General features: G+C 46.2%; 16 protein-coding genes, 1 other RNA gene and 3 pseudogenes. 15 read left to right on the plus strand and 5 right to left on the minus strand.

Annotation, left to right across the window (positions count from 1 at the left end; genetic code table 11):
- Window positions 1-4 precede the first annotated feature (4 nt).
- The 10 genes and pseudogenes from ACZ42L_RS05410 (at window position 5) to ACZ42L_RS05455 (ending at window position 13,047) form a co-directional block, all read left to right on the plus strand.
- Window positions 5-583, plus strand: coding sequence for an RNA polymerase sigma-70 factor (locus ACZ42L_RS05410; protein ID WP_464716855.1), 579 nt, complete (start codon window positions 5-7; stop codon window positions 581-583).
- Between the two features lie 56 nt (window positions 584-639).
- On the plus strand, window positions 640-1,569 hold the full coding sequence (locus ACZ42L_RS05415) for a FecR family protein (RefSeq protein WP_464716856.1): 930 nt from the start codon (window positions 640-642) through the stop codon (window positions 1,567-1,569).
- Window positions 1,570-1,714: 145 nt separating this feature from the next.
- On the plus strand, window positions 1,715-5,224 hold the full coding sequence (locus ACZ42L_RS05420; RefSeq protein WP_464716857.1) for a TonB-dependent receptor: 3,510 nt from the start codon (window positions 1,715-1,717) through the stop codon (window positions 5,222-5,224).
- 20 nt (window positions 5,225-5,244) lie between these two features.
- Complete coding sequence (locus ACZ42L_RS05425) at window positions 5,245-7,017, plus strand: RagB/SusD family nutrient uptake outer membrane protein (protein WP_464716858.1); 1,773 nt, start codon at window positions 5,245-5,247, stop codon at window positions 7,015-7,017.
- Window positions 7,018-7,067: 50 nt separating this feature from the next.
- Window positions 7,068-8,003, plus strand: a complete 936-nt coding sequence (locus ACZ42L_RS05430; protein WP_464701321.1) for a phosphodiester glycosidase family protein — start codon at window positions 7,068-7,070, stop codon at window positions 8,001-8,003.
- A gap of 30 nt (window positions 8,004-8,033) precedes the next feature.
- Window positions 8,034-9,863: a BACON domain-containing protein gene (locus ACZ42L_RS05435; RefSeq protein WP_464716859.1), complete on the plus strand. Its 1,830-nt coding sequence runs from the start codon at window positions 8,034-8,036 to the stop codon at window positions 9,861-9,863.
- Between the two features lie 63 nt (window positions 9,864-9,926).
- Window positions 9,927-10,865, plus strand: coding sequence for a DUF6528 family protein (locus ACZ42L_RS05440; protein WP_464701325.1), 939 nt, complete (start codon window positions 9,927-9,929; stop codon window positions 10,863-10,865).
- A gap of 346 nt (window positions 10,866-11,211) precedes the next feature.
- Window positions 11,212-11,370, plus strand: coding sequence for a hypothetical protein (locus ACZ42L_RS05445; protein ID WP_464701326.1), 159 nt, complete (start codon window positions 11,212-11,214; stop codon window positions 11,368-11,370).
- Window positions 11,371-11,496: 126 nt separating this feature from the next.
- A pseudogene (locus ACZ42L_RS05450) lies at window positions 11,497-12,454 on the plus strand (IS30 family transposase).
- Window positions 12,455-12,576: 122 nt separating this feature from the next.
- Window positions 12,577-13,047: a hypothetical protein gene (locus ACZ42L_RS05455; protein WP_464716860.1), complete on the plus strand. Its 471-nt coding sequence runs from the start codon at window positions 12,577-12,579 to the stop codon at window positions 13,045-13,047.
- A gap of 227 nt (window positions 13,048-13,274) precedes the next feature.
- Here the strand turns inward: ACZ42L_RS05455 and ACZ42L_RS05460 are convergent.
- Window positions 13,275-13,588 (minus strand): annotated as a pseudogene (locus ACZ42L_RS05460) (conjugal transfer protein TraG); the annotation flags it as partial.
- Between the two features lie 86 nt (window positions 13,589-13,674).
- On the opposite strand from ACZ42L_RS05460, the gene ACZ42L_RS05465 reads away from it, so the two are divergent.
- The gene (locus tag ACZ42L_RS05465) at window positions 13,675-14,214 is read left to right on the plus strand and encodes a hypothetical protein (protein WP_464716861.1); all 540 of its coding nucleotides are present in this window, start codon (window positions 13,675-13,677) and stop codon (window positions 14,212-14,214) included.
- 609 nt (window positions 14,215-14,823) lie between these two features.
- Here the strand turns inward: ACZ42L_RS05465 and ssrA are convergent.
- Both ssrA and ACZ42L_RS05475 read right to left on the minus strand, forming a co-directional pair.
- Window positions 14,824-15,222, minus strand: a transfer-messenger RNA (tmRNA) gene (gene ssrA, locus ACZ42L_RS05470).
- 239 nt (window positions 15,223-15,461) lie between these two features.
- Window positions 15,462-17,039, minus strand: coding sequence for a thiol-activated cytolysin family protein (locus ACZ42L_RS05475; protein WP_464716862.1), 1,578 nt, complete (start codon window positions 17,037-17,039; stop codon window positions 15,462-15,464).
- A gap of 346 nt (window positions 17,040-17,385) precedes the next feature.
- Here ACZ42L_RS05475 and uxuA point away from each other — a divergent pair, with 346 nt between their 5' ends.
- Window positions 17,386-18,585, plus strand: a complete 1,200-nt coding sequence (gene uxuA / locus ACZ42L_RS05480; protein WP_464716863.1) for a mannonate dehydratase — start codon at window positions 17,386-17,388, stop codon at window positions 18,583-18,585.
- 9 nt (window positions 18,586-18,594) lie between these two features.
- On the plus strand, window positions 18,595-19,407 hold the full coding sequence (locus ACZ42L_RS05485) for an SDR family oxidoreductase (RefSeq protein ID WP_464716864.1): 813 nt from the start codon (window positions 18,595-18,597) through the stop codon (window positions 19,405-19,407).
- Window positions 19,408-19,431: 24 nt separating this feature from the next.
- On the opposite strand, the gene ACZ42L_RS05490 is transcribed toward ACZ42L_RS05485, so the two are convergent.
- Both ACZ42L_RS05490 and ACZ42L_RS05495 read right to left on the minus strand, forming a co-directional pair.
- Window positions 19,432-20,712: an MFS transporter gene (locus ACZ42L_RS05490; RefSeq protein WP_464716865.1), complete on the minus strand. Its 1,281-nt coding sequence runs from the start codon at window positions 20,710-20,712 to the stop codon at window positions 19,432-19,434.
- 28 nt (window positions 20,713-20,740) lie between these two features.
- A pseudogene (locus ACZ42L_RS05495) lies at window positions 20,741-23,011 on the minus strand (DUF4922 domain-containing protein); the annotation flags it as partial.
- A 91-nt stretch (window positions 23,012-23,102) separates the two neighbouring features.
- On the opposite strand from ACZ42L_RS05495, the gene rlmN reads away from it, so the two are divergent.
- Both rlmN and ACZ42L_RS05505 read left to right on the plus strand, forming a co-directional pair.
- Window positions 23,103-24,158 (plus strand): dual-specificity RNA methyltransferase RlmN, encoded by a 1,056-nt coding sequence (rlmN, locus tag ACZ42L_RS05500; RefSeq protein ID WP_464716980.1) that lies wholly within the window; start codon window positions 23,103-23,105, stop codon window positions 24,156-24,158.
- Window positions 24,142-25,086, plus strand: a complete 945-nt coding sequence (locus tag ACZ42L_RS05505) for a DUF4837 family protein (RefSeq protein ID WP_464716866.1) — start codon at window positions 24,142-24,144, stop codon at window positions 25,084-25,086. The genes rlmN and ACZ42L_RS05505 overlap by 17 nt, the downstream gene beginning before the upstream one ends.
- Window positions 25,087-25,093: the final 7 nt, after the last annotated feature.

A 25,093-nucleotide genomic window follows, 5' to 3' on the forward strand; every position in this document is an offset into this window, starting at 1 on the left:
CGCGATGTCTCCAGTCAAGAAACATGATAGCCCAGCCCTGTCATTGACGTTTAATACCATTTACAAACAGTACTATAGACGAGCCTTAGCCTTTGTGAAATCGTACGTCCACGACGATTTGGCAACGGAGGATATCGTGTCGGAGGCCATGATCAGCGTGTGGAAAAACATTGATCTGGAGCGTAAGGATAGCATTGCAGCCTATCTGCTATGCGTGTTAAGAAGCAGGACACTGGACTACCTGCGCCACCGCAAAAGCGAATTGCAAATGAAGGAACACGTAGAGACCTGGACCATCCGCGAGGTGGAATACCAGACTGAGGCTTTGGAAAGCTGCACCACAGATAACATTTTCGAGGAAGAAATCATGGACATAGCACACAAGACCTTAAACACATTACCTGAGAAAACACGAATGGTATTCGAGATGAGCCGCAACGAAATACTCACCCATCGGGAAATAGCCGACAAGCTGGGGGTATCGGAGAAAGCAGTGGAATATCATATTACCAAAGCCTTGAAGGCATTGCACAAGACCTTGCGCGACTATCTTCCCATGTTTCTATTTCTATTTGGCGCATAAGTTCTTTTTTTTCATATTTCCTTTAGGAGGTAATCCTTGGGTTACGTATATATAATATGGAGCAAGAAGTGTTATATCGTTACCTGGCAGGCTGCCCGACCGACGAAGAGCGTAAGGCTGTGGTAGACTGGATAGGCGAAAGCCCAGCTAACAAGCAAGAGTTCATACGGCTGCACAGGGTGTATGATGCAGCCGTGTGGTACGAAAGCGGCGACACAGAAGTCCAGTCGCAATCGTCTTTCGTGGGCAAGCTACGTCCCTGGTGGCGTGTTGCAGCAGCAGTATTCCTAGTGGTGGGAGCTGCATTGGCATGGCATTTTACATCGCTGCAACACACTGACAACCAGATGGTAACCGTATATTCGCCCTCCGGACAGCGCACCGAGATGTCGTTGCCCGATGGTAGCAAGGTGTGGCTCAATGCCAATACCCGGCTGACTTTCGATGCCATGATGGACGGCAAGACCCGAACCGTGGCGCTCGACGGCGAAGCCTATTTCAAAGTAACCAAGCACGAGGAGCGTCCGTTCGTCGTTTCCACCTCTAAGATGAATATACAAGTGCTGGGTACAGAGTTCAACGTGTGTGCCTATGCACATGAGAAAGAGTGGGAAACATCGCTCGTAAACGGCAAGATAGAGTTGATAAGCGAAGACAAGCATATCAGAACTACCCTGACACCTAATACCACGGCAACGCTCGTAGGCAATAAGCTGATACAGAAATCCATAGACAACACCGATTATTTCCTATGGCGCGAAGGCGTACTGTCCATCAAGAACACTCCGCTTGTCGACGTGATGCACTTACTGAGCAATTACTTCGACTACCGCATTGTGATGAAAAACAAGCAGATAGCCTACAAGCAATATACGGGAAAATTCAGAACCAAAGACGGTATAGAGCATGTGTTGCGCGTGCTACAGCTGGACAACGACTTCACTTATACCAAGAATAGCGACACCAAGACCATTATCATACACTGACATATCGTCAAACCCCTAAAACCACCATGCCTATGAATACACCCCAATAGCCACTCCGCTGCCATCCCGGCAAGCCTTCTACTGTTCAGTCGGGAACGATTGACGACAAAAAGACCTATGAGTAAATCCTTAATACCACACTAACATGATTTTCAAATGTAATCTGAAGATAGACCGACGCTTTGCATTATTGATAAAAGCCGGTGTCTTTATCTGGTTCTTAGGCACCAACCCTACATTTGCTATGCAATCCTATGCCCAGGCACATAGCGTCACCATTAGGTTGAACAACAGCAACACTAAACAGATTCTGAAAGAGATAGAACGTCAGACCGACTACCTCTTTGTCTATAACGAAACAGAAGTTGACTTAAACAGGCGTGTAAACATTGATGCCACCAAGAAACCCATCAACACCGTTCTCGACCAATTATTTAAAGGTACGGCTACCACCTATGTGATAGAAGGCACCAACATCATGCTCACTTCGCGAAGAACAGCCAGCGAAAAAACGCAAAGAAAAAGCGCAACCCTGCAAAACAGCCAGCAGACACGCTTGGTACACGGTGTGGTGACCGATGAGAAAGGCGACCCCATCATCGGAGCCAGTGTCGTAGAGAACGGTACTAACAACGCTACGGTGACCGACATTGACGGACGATTCAGTTTGCGGGTGGGCGACAACGCTATGCTCGCCGTATCGTATATAGGCTATACCAGCCAACACATGAAGGTAGGAAGGCGCAGTTCGTTCGACATCGTACTGAGCGAAGATGCCAAGTTGCTCGACGAACTCGTGGTCGTGGGCTACGGCAAACAGAAGAAACTTACCATGACGGGCGCAGTGGCAGCCGTATCGGGCGATGTGCTGAACAACCGCCCCATCGGCAACATCGCGCAAGGTTTGCAGGGTGTAGTACCCAATCTGAATATCACATTCAGCAGCGGACAGCCATCGGCCGGTGCCGGTATCAACATCCGTGGTAACACATCTCTCAACGGTGGCTCTGCCCTGGTACTGATTGACGGCGTGGAGGGCGACATCTCCATGCTCAATCCGCAAGACGTAGAGAGCGTATCTGTATTGAAGGACGCTTCTTCTGCCGCCATCTACGGTGCACGTGCAGCCTTCGGTGTCATGCTCATCACCACGAAGCAAGGCAAGGCCAACCAGAAGGTAAAGGTCAGCTACAGCAACAATTTAGCTTGGAGCAAACCGGCACGACTCCCCAAGATGCCCAGGGCAGACGTCTGGGCACGCGCTTGGAACGATGCCTATGACAGTGAGCAACCTGGAAATTACTACTTCACCGACCGCTTTCTGGAGGCTCTGGATGCCCACATAGCCGACCCTGAACACAATCCGGCTGTGCTTGTCGATACCGAGGGTATTCAAAGTCCCAACTATACACCCAACCAGCCGGGATGGGCCTACGTGGGCAATACCGACTGGATACACGAATTCTACAAGAGCGCAGCTCTGATGCAACAGCACAACGTGAGTCTTTCGGGTGGCAACGACCGCAACCGCTATTATCTTTCGGGTGGTTTTAAAGACCAGAACGGTATTTTCCGCTATGGTAACGACACCTACAAGCGTTACAATCTGGCATTTACGTTCGATACCAAGATTAACAAAATGCTCGATATAGGCTTCTCAACCAAGTATAACTACACCCAAAGCGACGAACCGTTCAAATATGGTGGCGATGGTGCGACATGGTATTACGAAGTGTACAGAATGTTCCCTACCCTGTCGGTATTCCTGCCTAACGGCGAGTTTGCCGGTATGTCGCTGAGCCGAGGCAATTTCAATGTCATCGGACACATGGCCAATGCAGGACGCAGGGTGATTTCAGGCAACGATATGTGGTACACGGGACGTTTCGATTTCCACCCACTCAAGGGCCTGTCTATCAAGGGTAATTACTCTATCAACAAATTCTTCAGCCGTACCAAGGAACACAGAAAGACCGTATATCAGACCATGCCCGAAGGCGCACAGGCCCTACAGGCCGAATCGCCCAACCATGTGGCCAACGGAAACCGCGAACATACTTACGAGGCACTCAACGTATGGGCAGAGTATGACTGGAATCCGAACAAGGAAAACCACATCAAAATCATGGGTGGCTACAACCAAGAGGGGAAAGACTACAAAGGATTCACGCTGAAGATGACCGACCTGTTTGACAACAGTACACCTATCTCCCATCTGGCTATCAACTATGCCAGCAACTGGGAAACCGATACCAAGTGGCGTGTCCAGGGCTTGTTCTATCGCCTCAACTATGAATATGCAGATAAATATCTGGTACAGTTGGATGGCCGCTACGACGGTTCGTCTAAATTCCAGAAAGGTAAACGCCACGTATTCGTACCATCTGCTTCCTTGGGATGGCGCATTTCTGAGGAAAAATTCTTTGCTCCACTTCGCAAAGTGGTCGACAATCTGAAGTTCAGAGGCTCTGTCGGTGTGCTTGGCAACCAAGCCATCAGCTCATATTTCTCGTATATTGCCAGCCTGAACGGCGGTGCTATGAGCAATTACATGATGAATGGCGACCCATTGACCTATCTGTCTGCACCTTCAGTTCCCAACCACGTGACCTGGGAGAAGGTCATCAGCAAGAACATCGGAATCGACTGGGCATTGTTTAACCAACGCCTGACCGGACAATTCGACTACTATGTGCGCGACACCAAAGACATGATTCGCTCCGTCACTCTACCGGCCGTACTGGGAAGCAGTGGTGGCCAGGAGAACATTGCAGACCTGCGCACAACAGGATGGGAAATCGAATTGGCCTGGAAAGATAAGATTAACAACGTATTTAACAGTCCACTGACCTATTCACTATCTGTAGGACTTTCCGACTATCAGGCCAAAATCACCAAGTTTGACAATCCTACCGGTTCATTGTCGATGTATTATGAGGGACAGAAACTAGGCGACTATTGGGGATATATCACCGATGGATATGTGAGAGACGAACACGAAGGCGCTCGTATGAACTACGTCCAGAAGTTTATCTATCACACATGGAAACCCGGTGACATTCGCTATCGCGACTTGAATAACGACGGTGTCATCGACGTGGGTAAGAATACACTTGCCGAACCGGGCGACCGTACGATTATCGGCAACAACACACCGCGCTACCGCTATAATGTACAGGCTACCCTTAACTGGAAAGGATTCGACTTCTGGATTATGTTCGACGGCCTGGGCAAGCGCGATGTCTGGACGGAGAGTGACCAATTCTGGGGATTCCCACGCGGTATCTACAACGGAAACATCAATCAGTACCACATTGACAATACGTGGAGTCCGGAAAATCCGGATGCCTATTATCCCAGAAAATCGCTCAACAGCCGAAACACCCAACGCCAATCCAAATATCTGCTGAATGCAGCTTATCTGCGATTGAAAGGCCTGTCAATAGGCTATACATTCCCCCGACAGCTGATTTCGCGCCTGCACATAGACCAGTTGAAAGTCTATATAAGCGGCAACAACCTCTGGGAGAAGACATATATGCCACCCTTCATGACTCCTGATATCGTGGAGAGTCTGACCGGCAGTGGAGCTAATGCGGGAAAAGAATACGCATTCATGCGTCAATTCTCGTTTGGTGTCAATGTTTCATTCTAAGAATTTAAATACTGGATACAATGAAAAAATACCATATATTATTAACTGCATGCGCAGGAATCCTGCTTGCAAGCTGTAACTACCTAGACGTTGAACCGGACGATACCATTACCGAAGATCGCTTTTGGTCAACAGCCAATGGAGTGGCACTGGAGCAATATTGCCATACATACTATCCGCGGCTCATCATCGGACATGGCGATCCGCGCTCGTATGACACCTCCCCCATGTTCGGAGGCGACATGCAGACCGATAATATCTTGGGAGGTGCGCCCAACCAGATAGCATTCGGTAAGAACGTGAAGACCCAGACCGACGGTGCTTGGAACTGGAGTACGGTACGAGGATGCAACGCTTTCTTGGCAAACTACCACAAGACACCGGCCAATGCCATTGACAAGAAGCACTATGCCGGCGAGATTTATTTCTTCAAGGCATGGGACTATTTCAATAAGATGAAGCGTTTCGGCGATGTGCCATGGTATGACAAGGTACTGGACAAAAAAGATCCGGAGCTGTATAAGAAGAGAGATTCGCGTACATTGGTGACCGATTCCATCATCATGTGCCTGGACAGGGCTATCGAATACCTACCCATGCTTACGGATGTCAGCAAGGTAAGCAAGAACGCAGCACTCCTACTGAAGGCCAGAGTGTGCCTCTACGAAGGTACATGGCGCAGATACCGCCATCTGGAAGGTGATGAGAAATTGCTGAAACTGGCTTACGATGCTGCCGGCGAACTGATGAGACCGGAATACAAGCACTCTCTCTACACAGAGGGTGGAGTCGACATGTGCTACTTCAATCTCTTCATTCAGGAGAATTACAAGGGTAACTCCGAAATCATCCTGACGCGCGAATACGACCCCACAGTCAATATGGGCCACATGATTTCGCGTTCACACCCATTAAGCGATATGGGTATGAGCCGTGACTGCTATGAAGAATACCTGTGTTCCAAAACTGGTAAGCCCATATCTATATGCGGTTGCCACAAGCCGGACATGGGATATTTGGCAGAAATGACCAATCGTGACGGCCGATTGATGCAGACTATCTGTGTCCCCGATGCCAATAGCCAACACGCTCAATACCTATACAGGACCGACGGTGGCAAGAGAAAGGGCGGTGCGCCCAACATCTTCAGCCTGCTCAATGCTACCGACGACCGTCCCTTCTATGGCACTTCGGCTTCAGGCTATTGCATCAGCAAATATTATAAAGAGTCGGAATGGCAGGGAACTGAGCATTTCAAAGGTTCGGTTGATGCTCCTGTGATGCGTTATGCCGAGGTGTTGCTCATCCGGGCAGAAGCTGCTGCCGAACTGGGTTTAGACCCTGAGCTGGATAAGACCATCAATGCGCTGCGTCAGAGAGTTGGATTCGCCCATAAGCTGAGCGAGAATCCGATAGAAGACCCCGACCTTGTAGACAAGTATCCGGAAATCGTTGGGACAAACAAGAACCTGATTCGGGAGATTCGCCGAGAACGCCGAATAGAGATGTTTGCCGAGAATACGCGCTGGGACGACCTGTGTCGCTGGCATGCTGCCGTCAAATTACTGAACCGTGAGCGTCGCGGTATGCCTATGGACACCAAGTTCTATACAGCCAAAGAGATACAGACCATCAAGGAGAAAGTGGGCATGGATGCGAAAGGCTTTATCACTCCCTATGCCATCCGTGCTACCTACAAGCCTTCCTTCACAGAGAAGAATTACTTGTATAACATCCCTATCAACGAAGCCTCATTGAATCCGAACCTCCTACCCGACAATCCGGGATGGTAGACCACGGAGAACAAGAGACCGATATTGATAGATTATTAAAACCAGAAGTAATGAAATCAACAATATTATATTCAATATTGAGCTGCATAGTACTGTTCACGGCGAGCTGTTCAGACTCGTCCGACAATGCAGATGCGGCTTTTCCACACAAAGGGGCTAAAACTGCACTGATGCAAAACATAGCCGACAATCTGCCCGAATTGCAGCGTGTAGAGAAAGACTCTATGTGGAGTGTGACCGACGGCGTGAACGTAACCGAGGTCAAGATGGTGTTCCGTACATACAAGACCCACATGCTTATTGCCGAGGTCGATTTAACCAAGAACCTGACATTAGCTGCCTGTTGTGCCGATAATGCCGAAAATCCTACGACCCTACAGCCACTGACAGGGCAGATAGAAGCTCTGGAGAAGGCCGGACAGACGGTCTATGCCGGTGTGAATGGCGATTTCTTCGGTAAAGTCAAGGACAACTACCAGTCCATGAATGTGTTTGTGAAGGATGGAAAAGCTATCAAAGACACATATACCGCAGGCAATGAAGGCATGATAGTCAAGTTGAAGAATGGCGATATTCGCATCATACATCCCCGATTCTTCAAGAGCTATGCAGCCGACATCCAAGATGCCATAGGCGGATTCCATGCCCTGATAACCGACGGCGAGACCAACGACCTGCTGGTAGTCAACGACCTCACTATGGCATTCGCCCCACGCACCTTCGTCGGCTTGTCGCAAGACGGCAAGAAATGCTATCTCTTCGTGGTCGACGGACAGCAAGACGATTTCTCCAAAGGAATACGTGTAGAAGACGCCATCGGTATCTGTAAGCACGCAGGATGCCACAATGCGTTGAATTTGGATGGTGGTGCATCTTCCACCTTTGCCGCCAAAGATGGCAAAGGCACTATCAATGTATTGAACAAACCATCCGACGGTGAGCAACGACCGATATTTAATGGTTTAGTAGTCATAAAGAAAGGATAAGTTATGAAGAGCTACCGATTAATACCAACAATGCTAGTAGGTGCAATGACATGCTTCCATGTCCTTACATCATGCAGCGAGAAATATGATATACAACGCGTAGAGCCAAGTCTCGACGTGCAAGAGAGTGTTACCACAGAGCCTCAGAGCGAGCGTCTGGTGATGCCGTTGAAGTCGTCATATCCGTGGTTTGCCGAGGCTTCCGACGGTTGGATTCAGCTGAGCCGCTATCGCGGACAGGCATTGAAATCCGACTCTATCGTTTTCGCCTGTGAGGAGAATCCTACCATGGACGACCGCGAGGGCTATATCGAAGTGCGACTGATGGACCAATACAGCCAGCGCATCAAGGTTACCCAGCGTGGACGCGGTACACTCATCACCCTCCCACAGAGCCTGGTCTACTTCAACAAACAGGGTGGCGAGGTGCTGCTCGAAGTGCAAACCCATCTGGACTGGCAGCCCGAAGTGGCAGCAAAAAACGGATTCAGCTTTACCAAAGCCGACAAGACCCATCTGAAAGTAGCAGCTACACCCAATCCGACGGGTAAGGACCGCACCACCGAAGTGACTATTTACGACAAAGACAAAAAGAAGTCGGCCACGCTGTCTGTCATCCAGAAGCCCACCGATAAGATATTGTTCATACCATTGGAGGCCTCACAGAAGGATTTGGTCATCAAGAAGGGCGAGTTTGCACTGGATATTCCGGTAACCCTCAATGTCGATTACGAATGTGTACCCAGCGCCAATTGGATAAAGATTAAGTCTGCTCCTCCAGCTACTGGAAAGACCGTACAGAACGTGCTTATATCGGCAGAGGTGGAAACCAACACCACCGGACAGGAGCGCAACGGCTATATAGTCATCAAGAACAAGGGCGCTGTGGCCGATGCTTCCGATACCATCCTGATTACCCAGCGCGGCGTTTCCCAGATTATCTACGTCAAGCCCGGCGGCAATGGCGACGGTTCTTCTTGGGAACGGGCATTCGGCAGCATCCACGATGCGATGGGTGCAGCCTCAAACAATGGTGACATGGAAATATGGGTGGCATCGGGCGAGTATCAGTTCAAGTCTACCCTCACGTGGAAAGCCGTGAACGTATATGGCGGTTTCAAGGGAACTGAAGACAAACTGCACCTCCGCAACCTCAAGAACAAGCCCGTATTCATTGGCGGAGAGCGTAAATTCATGGCTGCCTGGAACAATACGGGAGCTATCTGCTGGATGGATGGCATCGTCTTTGCCGACTGCGACAACTACACCAATACGGATGTGGGATGCTTCGAAATCTACATGAACCACGGTTTCCGCAACTGCGAATTCCGCAACATACGCCACGGCAAACAGATATTCTATCTGCAAAAGAGCAAGATGGTGAACTGCTACATACACGATTTGCACTCCAAGAACTACATCGTGCGTGGAGACGGTTCCGAATTCTACAACTGTACACTGGTCAGCTCTATGTCGGATGGTTGGAACACCAACTATATGAGTGGTGGCAGCAAGTGGTTCAACTCGATTATATGGGCTATCAAGCGGACCGCAGGAACTGGCTACCGTGCATTCGTTGCCGGCCAGGCTACGGTTACCAACAGTGCCGTTCACAGCGGAATCAAAGAGAAGAATATCAACTTCATCGACTGCTTCGAGCTGAATGTGAACAACGACGACGCCAACGGACCAAAGTTTGTCAACCCTGTAGTCAACGGAGACTATCGGTTGAAGACGGGATCTAAGTGTATCAATGCCGGCAAGAAAACTGACTTCCAGCTGCCATACGATATCATGGGCAATCCGCGCGTCGTTGGTTCGGCCATCGACCTCGGTGCATTCGAGTACGACGGAAAATAACATATATCCACTATGAGGCGGCAGCCACCACTGCTGCCACCTCATAAAACCAAACCCACAAATATGAAAAAGATTAAAACCAATAATCCCCTGTTAGGCTTAATTGCTGTTATCATATTAAGCTGTAGTTGCGGTTGCAGCAAAGACTCTCCCGTCGATACACTCAAGAAAGCCGAGTTTGTCATGCCAGAGAAAGCCATTGTCATCACCAATCAGGCCGATGCGTCGGTAGTCATAGCCGATGCCGATGCCAAAAAGGTGGTATGGAAATGGACGGCAACCATAGGAAAAGTGAACGAAGAACATCGCAAATGGTTCTCTAATCCCAGCGATGTGAAACCCGTCTACAACAACACGTGCATTCTGATGGCTGCCTCCGGCGGTGGCGTAGCCCTCATCCGTATTGCCGACAAGAAGACATTGTTCTACGGCTATGCCGGCGTGAATCCCCACTCTGCCGAATTATTGCCCGACGGCAATATCGTCACGGCATCATCTACCGACGGTATCCTCGCTACATTCCGCACCGATACCATCAAAGGATTCGGAACAATGGTGGCCAAATACGACCTACCGGCCGCCCACAATGTGTATTGGGACAAGAAACGCAATAGACTGTATTCGGCTGCCCACACCATGCACATCTTTGAGTATAATGGAGACAAGGAAAAACCACTGCTGAAAAACCACGAGACAAAAGACGTAGACTCGCCCGACGGAAAACTTATCGGTGTGCATGAGCTATATCCCATTGAGGGCGAAGAAGACATGCTGTGGCTGGCTACCAACCAGAAGGTATGGAAATACAATCTGCGCGACAATTCGGTCAAGGAGTTTTCCAATTTCTATGCTGTCAAGAGCGTATCTAATTCTACTCACGGCATCATCATGTTATGCCCTAAAGAAGAGTGGTGGGCCGACGATCTTATCGACGAAACCGGCAAGACCATCTTCCGCTCGTACGGCTTTAAAATCTACAAAGCCCGCTGGATAGGAAAGTAAACAGACGCAAATAGCGCATCGCCTCTCATCAGACGATGCGCTATTTTTTTTTAATATATTTTCCATTCTACAGCCAGCTTGTCCACTCGATTACTCACCTACTTGTCTACTCATTTACTCGTCAATTTGTTTAGTTGTCTACTTCTAAAAACTGCAAAGGCTCGGCAGCGTTGCTGTTTGGCCTTGGCAGCATTACTGTTCGGGCCTTGCAGCGATGTTGCCGAGCCTTTGCAGTTTTTAAAAGTAGACAGATTGACGAGTAAACGAGTTTTTCTGATGATGCTAAGGGTTACTATAAAGAGGCTCATACGGCAGGCAGGCTTCTGCTATCAGGCATCGGTGGAACATGACTACAGCACCCCAAGGGGGATTGACTGCAATCTCATACAACGCCTGGCAGAGCTGCGCTTCATGGCAGAGGGAGGAGATACCTGTAGGAGCATGGTACGATGCTATTGCAGACAAAACCGTAGCAGATGCCATCAGGATTGAACTTGAAGTGTAACTTCCAAAACGAAGTGCAATAACAATAGGCCCTTGCCTCTCTCGGCAAGGAAAAAAGAAACAACCGGCAATACAAATAAAAAGGGAGACCATAGTCTCCCAAAGATTAATTAACTTTGTATTGCTTATGTACCATCAATTAATCTCGGAGCAAAGGTCGCAAATTTTCGCCTTAATTCAAAAGAAAACATCAAGAAAAGAGATTGCCAAGATAGTTGGCATCAGTGAAGCCACCCTCTCACGTGAGCTAAAGCGCAACAGCACAGCCTCAGGTAAGTACATCTGATTTAAGGCTCAAGAGAAAGCTATGGCTCGCAGAAAGCGTAGCGTATCAAACTCCAGGAAGGATGATGCACTCATTTGGCGAATAAAGAATTTCATTATCGAGGAACAGTGGTCTCCTCAGCAGATATCGGGCTATCTTCTTAGGGACGAAGGTATAAAGGTATCCCGGCAGACAATCTATAACCTGGTCTACAATGACGGTACAGGAGTGCTTGCAAGCCATATGCGCCACAAGCTCAGGCACAGAACTCGTCCTAAGGGCAGGCATCTACCTATTAAGGACAGGGTAAGTATACACGAACGTAGCAAGGAAGTGGATGGGAAACGTTTCGGAGACTTCGAGATGGATTTGATAGTGGATTCCGAATCAAACGCAATACTTACCCTGGTGGAGAAATCGACAAGTATGCTATTCATGCAGAAGCTTCCTATGGGGAAGCAATCCAAACCTCTGGCCAAAGTGGTGAGAAAGCTGCTATTGCCATACAAAAAACACATCAGGACGATAACTACGGATAATGAACCAGAGTTCGCCGCACACAAAGACATTACAGAATACCTTGGTGTACCGGTGTACTTTGCCGCCCCCTACGCCTCATGGCAAAAGGGAGCCATTGAGAACTTGAACAAACTCATAAGGCAATACATACCCAAGAAGGAAAATTTTAGTAAGTTCACAGACAAGAATATTATGACTATTCAGAAGAAATTGAATAGAAGGCCAAGGGAAAAGATAAACTTTTCAACGCCGAAGAAAGAGTTCTTCAATAAGATATCGTAATTTTGCACTTGCTGGTTGAATCTGCCCTGGGGTTTCTGACTTAGTGTGGGATTCTGCTTTTATTTACTTTTAAATAGTTTCTTAATAAAAAGTGTTACCTTTGCAGATAGATTCTCTGCAAAGGTATCCAATAATTAAAATATGAAGAAAAGAAATTATCTGGGAACATTTGTCTATTATTACAATATTCTAAATTATGTTATAAGCGATATGCTTTCCCAATGGGATTTGGCAATAGACGCAAAGATAACATTTGGCAAAAACATACTAGGGCATTATGATAAAAAACGATTAAGACGTGATTCGCTATGGGTGGCTAACAATCATTCAATCGCTATAATTGGTGTTCTTTCTGCACCTATAGCCTTGTTGTTTATGGTTCTAGTTAGCCTCTTTCTAGGGCACAAAATAATGGCCTGCTATATTGTATTGATATTATTTTGTTTGTCGCTTTATATTATGTCCATATCAAAATATGACCATTGCTATTTTGAGTACTTCGAAAGCATACGTGACATCAATATAAAAAAATGGCGTTATCAATGCTTGTTGTTTGCGATTGCTGACATGATAGTGGGGGCGGTTCTTGTATGTGTTTTAATTCATATATGAGCCCCCATAAAAAATGTGGGGGCGATTTTTATGCTAACAAAAACATCCTGAAAATTTATGAAAAATAATTTTGGTCGTAAAAATCTGGGCTAAAAGAATTGAAACGAAAACAATTTGGTATAAGCGTAATTATTAATGCTGACGGCTATCATAAGATCAACCTGTGGATATAGTTCTGCTCTGTAAACCATTATACCACCATCCACACTATCTGATTCATGTTTGCGCTACTTGTCCGAAATGAGATGAGACAAGGCAGGGGTATTCTTTATCCTTTGAATCTCTGAATCAACAAGCGACAGTATCTCTGTTTTACCTTACGATAATTGGCTTCGATGGTCTCTTTGAGATTGTCGGAACCATCTTCGTTTATAAAGTTCGCTATCACGGGTATGGGCTGGTAGGCTTTCATCTCAGCAGAGACTTTGGCGCTATCCACCACTATCTCTGCATGGAAAATCTTTTGGTCGATACGTTCATCAAAGTTGTCGGACACAGCACCGACAAACATACCCTGCGTGAGATTAGAAATCTTGCTTGACTTTTTAGAAGGCAAGCAAGTAGTTTGTTGGTATTAGTAAAAAAAGCAAATATCAAATAATATTTATAAGATCACGTTTATTAGCTATGAAACTCTTTGTAATAAGACTCTTATATTCTCTATATCGTGCAGAAAGATGGAGTTATCGCATGCCGATGCGAATACTTGAACCTTTCATCAATCGTGTATGCAAACGGCTATATTTTTGGAATCCGCTCGGCTATATTCAGAAAAATAATCCAACGCTGGAGCACTATATAAAAAATGTGTATAAAACGATGGAAGTCGTTTTTTATGATATAAATATAGGAATGAGTATTTCGCGTGCAGAAGGAACATTGGCTTTTATGTTTGTTCCTTATGAAATGCTTATTCTGTCAGTTTTCAAGAAACTTAGAATACTTCCTATCCAGAATTCCCATTTCCTTATATTTCTTATAATCATTTGTGTTCTCTCCTTACTGTTTACCCACTTCATGGGTCAAAAGAATGAGGAATATATAGGCTATTTCCACAAATTTGAAAGTCATAAGAATAATGCGGTTTGGTATGTTATTTCTTCTATATTTTTCATCGGCGCAATTTGTGCAGGTATAATCAGTATTATGTGGTGGAATGAAAGCTAAAGCAGGAGCTTTTGTAATCGGAACATTGCAAGGTGGTATGCAAGGGCATGTATATACTGTAAGTAGGTACTTCTTTGGACGGAATCGAAAACGACATAAAGCTATTATTGAAGAAGGGAAATTAAAAGTGGTACAATTTGGAAAGTGCAAAATAAAATGAGTAAGAAAAAAATGCCTCTTATAGCTATAATTATAACGTACTTAATAGCGTCAATAATTGCAGTAGGTCTCCCCATACTTATTGTGTTTCTTCCTATAAGCGAAGGAGTTAAATGGGATTTTTAATAATATATATTACTCTCTTTTGGCTGTGGGAACTTTATAAATGGGTAAGGAAGAAAAGAAAAAGATAGTTATGAGTACGAGCGTATTCTATCCGCAAGTATGCTATGAGATTAATACCAGCTCACAACTGGAAGGGTAATGCTCCAAATTGAGAATTGTAAGAATAACAACCTGATAATCAATAGGGTTGTAAATAATCAGGTATAAGGGCAATATCTGTATATTACCCCCAAACAGGGATGTATATAAACGAATAATCGCCGCAACTCGTTGGAGCTACGGCGATTATCTGATTAAATAGTTTCTCTTATTCAGAGTAAATAAATGTGGAGCTGGTGGGATTCGAACCCACGTCCAAACAGGGAAACAACATGCTTTCTACACGCTTATTCCGGCCTTAGGTTTTCGAATTGCAGCAAGACCCGGACCACCAACTGCAACCTTATCCTCTAAATTTCATCCATGCAACGAGGCTTACATAGACTATTCCCGATTTTCCTGCACCGCTTGACCCTCAGATTCGGAACAACATCCTTAGAGCGATGTCTCGTCCCCTCACCTGGTGAAGGGATAAAGCCAGTAATCTACTGTACTTCGATTAGGCAGCGAGAGCGTAATTGTTTTCGCCAATTAAATTTGTGTCCACTCAGATTATGGAGGTAGCCGACGAGCCTCCGCGTGCTTACATCCCATTTCATCCCGCTGTCAAATCCAGTCAACCCCATGATAATGATAGATGTATGGAAATACTTTTCCACTGCAAAGATATAGCAAATATATGATTCATACAAAGAAAAGCTACTTTTTGTATGGCCAAGTCGGTTAATTCCTACTCAACATCTTATAAAAGATGGGTACGACCTCCACGGCCATACCCATCTCATACTGTTACCCTTTGTTGAATCTAAAGATTCTAACGTCTACAATCTTTTGCTGTATTTACTGATATTTAAAGAATTATCTTAATATAATTTCTGGTCTTTGATGATAAGTGAGAGCGTCACCTCCTTATTCGTATCGGTGATGATGAGCGGTTCGCTCTCCTTCGGATCATATAGAGGCTTGCTCCCTCGTAACTGTTCGGTACGGCGCATGAGACTCTCTATGTCGGGTAGCTCAAAGGTATATAATTTCTTGTATTTATCGCCCTTGGCCGTACGGTCTATCTCCATGTAAACCTTATCTCCAACCTGCAAGCCCGAAAGAGGTGCATCGGCAATCCACCCAGTGAGGAATTTGAGTTCTCTCTTCGATGTCGATGCGTCTTTGCGCTTTACCACGATGTGCGAAACACCGACTTCTTCCAGCTGTTCACCTGCCGACGTCTTGAGTGATGTACCTGAAAGTCTCACGGTAAAGTCAAGCTTGTTGTCCTTGAAACGTGCTCCATTCTTGTGGTACTTCGAGTAGATAACTGTCTTGAATGGCTTGTTAGTGCCTAACTCGCGCAGCTTATAGGCGATAGGAGCCCCCGGATTCTCGCGGCTGAAGCGTGCCCCCTCGGCCAATAGCGTGGGGACTTGCTTGATGTCGGTGATGGCCTGTGCACTGAGCTTAGCATCGCCTCCCAACACTCGCGCAGTGATGGTAGAGTTCTTCTTCAAATTGTCGAAGGCCGTTTCTGCTTCTACCCCCACACTTCCCGACAGGAAAGAGGCCTGAATCTTAGCCTGTGCCTCGATTTTGCTCAGTGTGGTTTCTATACCCAGAAGGAACACACGCCCCATCTTGATAGATGAAACATACACGGGTTTCTCATTTCCTATCTGGCGTTCATAGTCGCCTTCGGGAATGGCGATGAAGTCGGCCGGCGTACGAGGTTTATCCACGTCGATGGTATAAAATACCTGCTGAATCTTCACAAGGAAGCGGTTACGCTCTTTCTTGTAGTCAAACATTCCGTTTGCCTTTGCCGAACCGCCAGCCCCACTGTAGTTGAATCCCATGGCTATCTTGAGATGCTCCTCGTCAAATACTTCCTCACTTGAGTATGTGATGTTAGCCGCTGGGGCATCATACTCTTTGGTGAGCAACTCGTTCATACCTGCCCGGATACTTGAAAGGGTAGGATTCTGAACTGTTACCACACTCTTTTCTTTTCCCAGCAACGTGGTAGAAAGCGTGAGGGGTTTACGCTCTACCTCAATAGGCAGGTAGTTTCCCGTCACCCATTCTTTCGAACGAATCAGCGCACCAGGATAGAAAAGCTCCTGATCTTCGGTAAAGAGCAACATCTCCTCTACTTCTTTAGCCTGTTCATACTCTTCCTCAAATTTTGAAGCGCGTGTCATATAGCTGCGTGTGGGACGAAACTGCTGCATATTGAGACCTACTTCGTGAGCCTGACCATCGTTCACAAGGCGTTCCCTGAACGGATTGATTTGCTGAACGGAGGGAAGAGCGTACACATAGTCGTTAATACTTGTGCGTTGCGCACGTGAATTGTCATTTTCCAAGTCGTCGTGTGAGCATGAAGCCAATAGCATCATAGCCCCGCAGGCCAACACTGAGAGGCCTTTTTTGAATGTTGTTTTTCTCATAATTGTTATTACTGTTAGTGAATAATTACTGTTCGTATATGATAAGCTAATGAAACAATATGGAAAACATTGCACGCCAGAAGTCTCGTTTTAACATTCTTTTTCATTTATCAATATAGCCATGCGTGTTTAAAAAGCAGTGTACTATATAGCTAACTCATTGATATACAAATATTTCATATAACTTTTTTTTTGTTATTTATAAAAAAAGCCGCATCTCTATATTTCCCTTTTTCAAACCATATACTCACTTGTATGATAAAAAATCTAGTAAAAAACAGGGAATTCAAATAAATTCATTAAGTTTGCAACCATATAATCTAATCAGATAAAACAAGGAGAATTCATGGAAAGAACATGGAGATGGTTTGGCAAAAAAGACAAGATTACACTTGCCATGCTGAAACAAATAGGAGTAGAGGGGATCGTAACCGCCCTACATGACGTACCCAACGGTGAAATTTGGACACAGGAACAAATACACGACCTCCGTACATATATAGAAAGCTATGGCATGCGATGGAGCGTGGTAGAGAGTCTTCCTGTAAGCGAAGGTATCAAATATGGTTCGGCGGATCGCGATATTCTCATCGAGAATTACAAACAAAGTCTGCGCCATCTGGCAGCAGAAGGCATCCATACGGTATGTTATAACTTCATGCCGGTATTGGATTGGGCGCGTACGGACCTCACGCACGAAAATCCGAACGGCAGTACCAACCTCTATTTCTCTCATGCCCAATTTGCCTATTTCGACATTTGTATTCTTCAGAGAGACGGTGCGGAAAAGGATTGGAGCCCTGAAATATTGGCAGAAGTAGAGAAATTGAAACACACGATGACCCAGGAAGACAATCATCGATTGGTAGAAAACATTATCGTGAAGACGCAGGGATTCGTCAGTGGAAACATCAAAGAAGATGATGAACACCCCGTAGAACTGTTCCGCGAACTGCTTGCCCTATACGAAGGCATCACGCGCGACCAACTACGTGAGAACATGTGCTACTTTCTCAATGCCATCATGCCCACTTGCGAGGAATGCAATATATATATGTGTGTTCATCCCGACGACCCACCTTTCCCCATCTTAGGACTTCCACGTATCGTGACAAGCGATGAAGATATAGCCTGGTTGCTCAACGCTGTGGACAATGTACACAACGGACTGACATTCTGTGCGGGCAGCTTGTCGGCCGGTGCACACAATGATGTAGTGGCATTGGCTCGCAAATATGCTTCACGTACCAGTTTTGTACATTTACGTTCGTGCCACATATTCCCCAACGGCGACTTCACAGAAGCCAGCCATCTAGGTGGACGTGCCGACATTATAGAGCTGGTACGTATCTTCGAACGCACTAATCCCAGCCTTCCTATGCGCGTAGACCACGGTATGACCATGCTAGGAGATGCAGAACGAGGCTATAATGCAGGCTACAGTTTCCTCGGCCGCATGTTTGCTATGGGACAGGTGCAGGGTATTCTCGCCACGGTAGACCGAGAATTGGGAATAGAATATAAACAACAGGGATTTTTTGATTAACCATTTACTATGAACAATTTATTTGATATCAAGGACAATGTGGTCGTCATTACAGGCGGCACAGGTGTATTAGGACGCTGTATAGCAAAATATCTGGCAGAAAACGGGGCCAAAGTAAACATATTGGGACGAAATGAAGAGGTGGGTAATACCATTGTAGAGGATATAAAGGAAACAGGTGGCGAAGCCTCATTCTGGAAGACCGATGTCATGAATCAAGAAGTCGTAGAACAGAACTGCAAAGATATCATCGAGAAGTATGGCAGAATTGATACCTTATTGAATGCAGCCGGTGGTAATCAACCCGGCGCAACTATCGGCCCTGGCCAAAACTTCTTTGACCTCAAGCCCGACCAGTTCCAGCAAGTTTTAAATCTCAATCTTACGGGAACAGTCATACCAACGCAGGTATTCCTACGCCCCATGGTAGCACAAGGTAAAGGTAGCATCATCAACTTTTCCAGTATGGCTGCCTTCAGACCCTTAACCCGCGTATGCGGATACGCGGCTGCAAAGGCCGGAATCAGCAACTTCACAGCCTACATGGCCCACGAAACAGCCAAGAAGTTCGGTGAAGGTATCCGGGTTAATGCCATTGCACCAGGCTTTTTTATTACCGAGCAAAATCGAACACTGCTTACCAATCCTGATGGGACATATACCGAACGAGGACAGAACGTCATACGCCAAACTCCGTTTGGCAGAATGGGTAAACCGGAAGAACTGTGCGGTACTATCCATTATCTGATGAGCGAGGCCTCAGCCTTCGTTACAGGAACGGTGGCCGTAGTGGATGGCGGATTTAATATCTTTGCCATGTAATATGGAAAAGGGTGAGAAAGTCTCCTATACTTGTTGAGACTTTCTCCCATAATCGCCCGTCACACGCACTAACGCCACGACTATAAAGGTTACCATATTGCTCACCACAGCAATGACAAAAAACATTTTATAGCCTAATTCTGTCTGTATCATTCCCGAAAACAATCCGGAAATCATCATCCCTAAAGCCATCATAGACATACAGAGGGAATGGTACAAATTCTTATGTTCTCCTTGACAATAATAAGACAAGCAAGACATATAAGCCGTAAGACCGAACCCATATCCCAACTGCTCTAGAAACACGCATAGATTAATCACCATCAGGCTAGTCGGAACTGCATGACTAAGGTAGACATACACCACATCAGGCAGGGTAAAAGCCAACACCATAGGCCATAACCAGGCCTTTAAACCGGACTGGCGAATTGCCATTCCACCAAGGAGGCCACCCAATGCCAGACCTATAATCCCCACCGTACCTTGCACAAAGCCAAATTCTTGGGGAGAAAGTCCCAACCCGCCATTGCGCAAGGAGTCTAACAAGAACAGCGGAGACATCCGTACCAACAGACCTTGGGGCATGATATAGAACAAGGCAAAGAGCAATCCCAGCCACGTTTGGGGACGTTGCAAGAACTCATAGCTGACTTGTCTGAAATCACTCCACTGCTCGCGGATATTTGTCTGGTGCTTCTTCGTCTGTTCGCGAGAGCCAGGTAACGCATAATGAATCCATAACCAAAAAGCAATAAACAAACCTGCCACACCATAAAATACAAGACTCCACGAATAACTGATGCTGTTACGATAGATAACCTGTAGGTTTCCGGCAATCATTACAAGTACACCCTGCCCGAATATGATGGCCAGATGATGAAAGACTGTATAGATACCTTTCACTCTGAATCGGCGGCGCTGAGCTGGTTCTTGTTCATAATAAGCAGCACCAAACACACTATGTATAGCTGTGGCAAAAGCCATTAACCAAAAGAAAAACAATGTGCCTTGCAACCAATCTTTGGATGGAATAAAGAAAGCCACTCCGCCGAAGGCTGATCCTATGAGCAATTGCATCATCGAAACGTAGGCACGCTTATCCTTAATAACAGGAAGAAAAGGCCGTAACAAAGGCTTCAATACCCATGGAAGATACAACCATGAGGTATAAAATGTAATTTCGGAATTGCTTAATCCTAATTGCTTATAGAGTATCATGGACAAAGTCATGAGTGCCACAAAAGACAAGCTTTCGGCAAAAGACAGTTCCGAGACCCACAACCACGGATTCTTATATTTCATCATACGTATATTCATGGTATTCCGATTCCTCCTAATAGAGACTACAGACAGATGCACCGGGATAATAATGAAGCAAAATCTGATTGTAAAGATATCCTTGCTCCCCCATCACCGCAGCCCCAATCTGGCACAAACCGACACCGTGTCCCCACCCTGCTCCAATGAGACGGAACTGCCGGGGTACGCCGTTAGCATCCATATCCAATCTATCTACCACGAACGCACTGCTATAGAGATGGCTCTCGCTCAAGGCCCTGCGTATCTCCAGTTCCTTGCCTATCGTGAAGATTCGCTTAGTCCCGACAATGCGCAACTTACATATTCTTCCGCTCTTTCCTCGTTCTACAGCCTGCAAATCGAGTATCTGCCCAAAATCTATCTGTGTTTTCTTCAGTATCAAAGCACTTAGTTCCTGTTGTGTATAGTCTACATGCCAACGAAAGAAATCAGTTGTCTCTTGGTCGTAGTCATTCAACACCTGACTCAGCACATGTTTATCGTGCGTATTACAAAACGATTCAGGAGTCGTGCGAATCCACCTATCGGCCTCTTTCTCTATCCGCAAATCAGGGAACACATGTTCATTGGCCGTATCAGCAAGAGCCACAAGATAATCTTTCGGCGTATCTTCCCAGCAATATTGGAACTCTTCCATCACACCACCGCAACTTTTCGAGAAACGGGCATCACATATTTCGCCCTTCGAAATAAGCACCTGACCACTCGTTTGTCGAATCGCTTCTTTTACATGCGGACTCGTCTCTTTCGTTATTCCCTGGTATCTCTGGCAATGGTCATCGGCACAAACATCAAACAAAGTATGGTCTTCCCGGTCGTACCAACGTATCAACTGCTCATCGTCTCTCGTACATGACGAAACTTTCTCTGTCTCATCATTTGCCCGATTACGCTTTTCCATCTGAGCGAGAAGCCAGCTACGAGAAATAACAGCATGCGCCTTGAGCAATTCCAGGCTCGACGTAGCACTCATTTCGCTGGAGATGACACTCTCCAGATATTGCTCCACAGGCAATACATTGATAGCCCAGATTCGGTCGCCATCGACGGTAAATCTCAAGATACCGAGGAAGGTTTGTACCTCTTTACGTTCCCAATGGAAATTGATTCCTATCGTCACATCTTCCAAAGAGAAAGAAGCACTATCTTGCTGAGGAGAAAAAGATAGTTGCTCGTATATCTTTCCATTCCATAGTATCATACCCCCAGCAAGTGTCACCTCCTGTTTTCCCACTACCATCTGCTCATTTACCAAATAAGGAGAATGAAAGGTAAACTCTATCCGGTGCGCACCGACGATACCGACAGATACGTTTGGTTGCTGTTGATGGAAAACTGACTGAACTGACGATATTCCGACAACTTCAGATTTCAACTTATCTACGATTTGTTGCATGTTATGGCGACTGATTCCACACTCTGCTATGATGCCCTCGGCATCGGTAGCCGACAACTTTTGATAGTCTTCCAAACGTGGTGTAATCACTAGTCCCGACATATCCAAAGCTCCCGGACTCACAAGTATTTGCTCTTCCCCCACCGCGAAATAGCAATCTGGACGGTGCTTCTCACGTGGGATAATTACAAAAATATAATTGTCGCCATCGCGCCATGACACGATATTCATCATAGGTTCTGGCTCATCTTCGCGTATTAGCAGAACCTTATAAAGTAGTTGGAAAAGTTTCTCATTATTCTCTCTCGACTTGCTGACAATGGCAAACAATGGACAACAGAATCCATCTACAGTTCCTAAACAGTCGCCCCCGGCTAGTTCGCAGACTACATTAAGCTGCTTTGAGAGTGTAGCCCAATTAGCTTGAAGCGGTAATTCACATCCCGTACCAGCCTGAAGGTGCATATGGTCGGGTGCGCTTGCTCCACATTTCGGCCCATTATAAAACACCATTAGACTTGGATGCTCTTCCAACAACCGGTGCATAGTGCTATAATGCCCTTGAATGCTTTGCGGTTGATGCACGCGAGCTGGTATCGTAAAATGAACTGGAAGAATTGGAAAAGGATTAATCAATATCTCAAAATCATCACCAAACGGCAATGAAGTCTGCACGACCGGTCGATTCTTGGCGCACAAGAAGCACGGTCTTTCCTGCAAAGTCTGCTTATCTATCTTTGCGCCTGTGCTTACCATACGTGCCGGATTGAACTGTAGGCGAACCATACCGAAATCTCTCACTGTCACATTAGTCAAATCGCGAAAACGCTGACCGGCATCTTCCCAAACCTCTAACTGACTATCAAAAAATTGTTGTAGGTTTTTATCAGACTGTAATTCTTCTCTCATATTCTTCCCTTCCAATTAAAATCTGACACAAAGATAATACTTTCTCACCGAAAACATTTACCTTTGCATGATGATTAGTGAAAAAAAATCACTTCTAGGAATGACTTTGGCCGAGCTGAAATCAGTGGCCAAGGAATTGGGAATGCCATCTTTCACAGGTGGCCAGATGGCCAAGTGGATTTATGGTCAACATGTCAAAGAGATTGAAGAGATGACCAATATCTCGAAAGCCAATCGGGAGAATTTGTCCGAGAAATATAAAATTGGATGTGCCGGACCGATTGATGCACAGCACTCTAAAGACGGAACTATCAAGTATCTATTCCCTACCGAGCATGGCAATTTTGTAGAAACGGTCTATATTCCCGACAATGACAGAGCCACTCTCTGCGTATCTTCACAAGTGGGCTGTAAAATGAATTGCCTGTTTTGTCAGACAGGAAAACAAGGATTCGAGGGGAACTTGGAAGCCCGCGACATCCTTAACCAGATATACTCACTGCCCGAACGCGAGAAACTCACCAACATAGTCTTCATGGGACAAGGTGAGCCTATGGACAATCTCGACAATGTGTTGCGCACAACGGAGATTCTTACAGCCGATTACGCTTACGCCTGGAGTCCGAAACGCATCACTGTCAGCAGTGTGGGAGTCAGGAACAAACTAAAGAGATTTCTCGAAGAAAGTGATTGCCATGTAGCTATCAGCATGCACACACCTATGGCCGAGCAGCGAGTTCAACTGATGCCGGCACAGAAAGGCATAAGCATCCAAGAGATTGTCGACTTGCTTCGCAACTACGACTTCTCTCACCAGCGTCGTCTGTCGTTCGAATACATCATGTTCGGCGGCATTAACGATTCCATGACACATGCGCGAGAAATTCTCAAACTACTTCAGGGAATAGAGTGTCGCATCAACCTGATACGCTTCCACCAGATTCCCGACGTACCCTTACATGGCACTGATGAGAAAAAAATGGAAGCATTCCGTGACTATCTGACGGCTCACGGCATCTTCACCACCATCAGAGCTAGCAGAGGACAGGATATCTTTGCAGCCTGCGGATTGCTAAGTACAGCCAAGAAGATTGGTGAAATGAGAAAGGATGAAAGCACATCTTAAAATTGTGCTGATTCTCGTGGGAGCATTACTGGCTGCATGCCAAGGTCGCAACGGCCTGCTTCCCAAGAGTGGTGGCCGCCCATACGAGGTGTTGCTCACGGGCGATCAAGACAGCATTGTGTACTGTATGCTCACGGCAGACGTGGAAGCTCTCCCACAACCGGAGCCGTCGTTCGATGTTTCCACATTATCTACGACTACACTCAATGCCATCACACAAAATGCCCGCAATATCGTAAGAGTTTCCATAGACTCTGCACAATATTCACGAGTGGGACTTAAAATCGAGCGCAATGTATACGCTTCTCCTCAATTAATAATCCATGTCTCTGCCCCATCGGCAAGCACATTGAAAGAGAAGCAAAGCCTATTAGGGCTGAAAGTAAGAAACATGCTGCTCCGCCATGAGATACAACATACCGTGGCACAACTCAAGGTCAAGCGCTATACTAAAGCGGAAAAATTACTACGAAGCCGCCTTGGTATCACGATGTGGATTCCAGCCGACATGACTGCGAGTAAATGGGGAAAGGATTTCGTGTGGTTATCCACCACCACTACAACAGGGATGCAAGGCTTATGTGTCTACACGCTCCCACAGAATACTACAGAAAAGACCATCACACCCGAAATGTTTACCCACATAAGAGACAGTGTGATGCGAGAAAACATTAAGGGCGAGACCGACTCTATGTACATGCAGACAGTTGCGGAATCGCTCGTCTTCCGACAATTCATTCGTGGATTGTGGGACATGAAAGGCGATGACATGGGCGGACCGTTCGTTTGCCGTATAAAAACCGACAACATCCGTCACAGGCTTGTTGTTGCCGAAGCATTCGTATATGCGCCCGAAACGAAGAAAAGAAACTTAATCAGACAGTCTGAAGCTATACTCTTCACCTTCAAGACGAAAGCCGAGGATTGAACAACAT

It is taken from the genome of Prevotella mikamonis (assembly GCF_055381405.1).

Coding starts and splice junctions, on each gene's coding strand:
- ACZ42L_RS05420 (WP_464716857.1), top strand. CDS start 1,715: ATGATTTTCAAATGTAATCTGAAGATAGACCGACGCTTTGCATTATTG.
- ACZ42L_RS05490 (WP_464716865.1), bottom strand. CDS start 20,712: ATGATGAAATATAAGAATCCGTGGTTGTGGGTCTCGGAACTGTCTTTT.
- ACZ42L_RS05505 (WP_464716866.1), top strand. CDS start 24,142: ATGAAAGCACATCTTAAAATTGTGCTGATTCTCGTGGGAGCATTACTG.
- uxuA (WP_464716863.1), top strand. CDS start 17,386: ATGGAAAGAACATGGAGATGGTTTGGCAAAAAAGACAAGATTACACTT.
- ACZ42L_RS05440 (WP_464701325.1), top strand. CDS start 9,927: ATGAAAAAGATTAAAACCAATAATCCCCTGTTAGGCTTAATTGCTGTT.
- ACZ42L_RS05465 (WP_464716861.1), top strand. CDS start 13,675: ATGAAACTCTTTGTAATAAGACTCTTATATTCTCTATATCGTGCAGAA.
- ACZ42L_RS05435 (WP_464716859.1), top strand. CDS start 8,034: ATGCTAGTAGGTGCAATGACATGCTTCCATGTCCTTACATCATGCAGC.
- ACZ42L_RS05445 (WP_464701326.1), top strand. CDS start 11,212: ATGACTACAGCACCCCAAGGGGGATTGACTGCAATCTCATACAACGCC.
- ACZ42L_RS05415 (WP_464716856.1), top strand. CDS start 640: ATGGAGCAAGAAGTGTTATATCGTTACCTGGCAGGCTGCCCGACCGAC.
- ACZ42L_RS05410 (WP_464716855.1), top strand. CDS start 5: ATGTCTCCAGTCAAGAAACATGATAGCCCAGCCCTGTCATTGACGTTT.
- rlmN (WP_464716980.1), top strand. CDS start 23,103: ATGATTAGTGAAAAAAAATCACTTCTAGGAATGACTTTGGCCGAGCTG.
- ACZ42L_RS05425 (WP_464716858.1), top strand. CDS start 5,245: ATGAAAAAATACCATATATTATTAACTGCATGCGCAGGAATCCTGCTT.
- ACZ42L_RS05455 (WP_464716860.1), top strand. CDS start 12,577: ATGAAGAAAAGAAATTATCTGGGAACATTTGTCTATTATTACAATATT.
- ACZ42L_RS05485 (WP_464716864.1), top strand. CDS start 18,595: ATGAACAATTTATTTGATATCAAGGACAATGTGGTCGTCATTACAGGC.
- ACZ42L_RS05475 (WP_464716862.1), bottom strand. CDS start 17,039: ATGAGAAAAACAACATTCAAAAAAGGCCTCTCAGTGTTGGCCTGCGGG.
- ACZ42L_RS05430 (WP_464701321.1), top strand. CDS start 7,068: ATGAAATCAACAATATTATATTCAATATTGAGCTGCATAGTACTGTTC.